The 1,947-nt window shown below is 64.7% G+C and carries 2 protein-coding genes; both read right to left on the reverse strand.

Going from position 1 to position 1,947, the window contains the following annotated elements:
- Positions 1-478, reverse strand: a 478-nt coding sequence (locus WBH99_RS09425) for a metallophosphoesterase (RefSeq protein WP_424219827.1), incomplete at its 3' end; no start/stop codon positions are given.
- A 153-nt stretch (positions 479-631) separates the two neighbouring features.
- The coding region (gene amt / locus WBH99_RS09430) for an ammonium transporter (RefSeq protein WP_424219828.1) at positions 632-1,947 on the reverse strand (1,316 nt) is incomplete at its 5' end.

Raw genomic sequence — 1,947 nt, forward strand, 5'->3', positions numbered from 1 at the left:
GGCCTTGCAGCAGGGCCGGGCCTTGCAGCAGGGCCGGGCCTTGCAGCAGGGCCGGGCCTTGCAGCAGGGCTTCGAGCCGCTCCAGCTGGGCTTTTTCCAGCCGGCCCCATTCCTCCCCGGGCACGTGGGTGTCGAGCAGCAGGAGCCGCCCCGCCGGCAGATCGCGACAGGCCACACCGTCCTGCCAGACGCAGGAATCCTGGGCAAAGGCGGCAGCAAGCGCCGCGCCATCGTCATGGTTGCCGGGCAAGAGGCAAAAGGGTAATCCCAGGGCATCGAGCTCGCGGCGGAGAAAAAGATAGGTCGCAAGTTCGCCGTCATCGGCCAGGTCGCCGGTGAGCAGCACGAGTTCGGGCCGCCGTTTCAGCGTCGCGAGACGCTCCAGGGCCTGGGCAAAGGCGGCCTGAGTATCCACCCGCCCATAGAGGGGCTGGCCGGTGGCGGTGAGGTGCAAATCGGAGAGATGGGCGATCCACATGCGCGGCATCTTAACGTGGCGGCGGGCAGAACAACAGGCGGGGCTTCGCTCGGGCTGTTTCCGGCCGATCTTCGTTCCTGCTCCGCTTCCTGGGCTCCGCACCAAAAAAAGGGCGCCCGGAGGCGCCCAAAGGAGAGAGAAGATTGCTGGGGGTCAGTGGTGGTAGGCGGTTTCGCCGTGGGAGGTGATGTCCAGGCCTTCCCGTTCCTCTTCTTCCGGCACCCGCAGGCCGACGATGACATCGACCAGTTTGTAGGCGGTGAATGCGACCACGGCCGACCAGACGATGGTGACACCGACGCCCGTCAGCTGAGCCATGACCTGGGTGCCGATGGAATAGCCATCCGCCACCTTGTTGGCGACGTAATCCCACACGCCTGAGCCACCCAGGGCGGGGTCGGCAAAGACACCGGTCAGCACGGCACCCAGGATGCCGCCGACGCCATGCACCCCGAACACGTCCAGGGAGTCATCGGCACCGAGCATCCGCTTCAGGCCATTCACCCCCCAGAGGCAGACCACGCCAGCCAGCAGGCCGATCACGATGGCACCGATCACGCCGACAAAACCCGCGGCGGGGGTGATGGCCACCAGACCCGCCACGGCACCGGAGGCAGCGCCCAGCATGGAGGGCTTGCCCTTGAGCACCCATTCGGCCAGCATCCAGGAGAGGGTGGCGCAGGCCGTGGCGGCCCAGGTAGTGACCATGGCGCTGGCGGCAACGCCATTGGCTTCGAGAGAGGAGCCGGCATTGAAGCCGAACCAGCCAAACCACAAGAGGGAAGCACCGATCATGGTGAAGGTCAGGCTGTGGGGGGCCATGGATTCACGACCGTAACCCACTCGCTTGCCTACCAGGAACGCGCCCACCAGACCGGCAACAGCGGCGTTGATGTGCACCACGGTACCGCCGGCGAAGTCCAGGGCGCCCTTCTGGAACAGGAAGCCAGCCGTCGCCCCGGCAGCTTCGGCCGCCGCAGCATCGACATAGGCATCCGGACCGGCCCAGTACCAGACCATGTGCGCCATGGGGATGTAGGAGAAGGTGAACCAGATCGCCATGAACAGCAGCACGGCGGAGAACCGGATGCGCTCGGCGAAGGCACCGACGATCAGGCCGCAGGTGATGGCCGCAAAAGCGCCCTGGAAGATCACGAAGGCAAATTCCGTGGTAAAGACGCCTTTGGAGAAGGTGGCTCCCAGGGAATCGGGGGTGATGCCCTTCAGGAACAGCTTGTCCAGGGCCCCGAAGAAGGCGTTGCCTTCCGTGAATGCCAGGGAATAGCCATAAACCACCCAGAGCACGCTGATCAGGCTGAAGGTCACAAATATCTGCATCAGCACGGACAGCATGTTCTTGGAGCGTACCAGGCCGCCATAGAACAGGGCCAGGCCGGGGATGGACATCAGGATGACGAGTGCAGCACAAATCATCACCCAGGTGTTATCCGCTTTGCTCAATACGGGGG

Source organism: Azovibrio sp. (genome assembly GCF_049658005.1).
In the GTDB taxonomy this organism is placed as follows: domain Bacteria; phylum Pseudomonadota; class Gammaproteobacteria; order Burkholderiales; family Rhodocyclaceae; genus Azovibrio.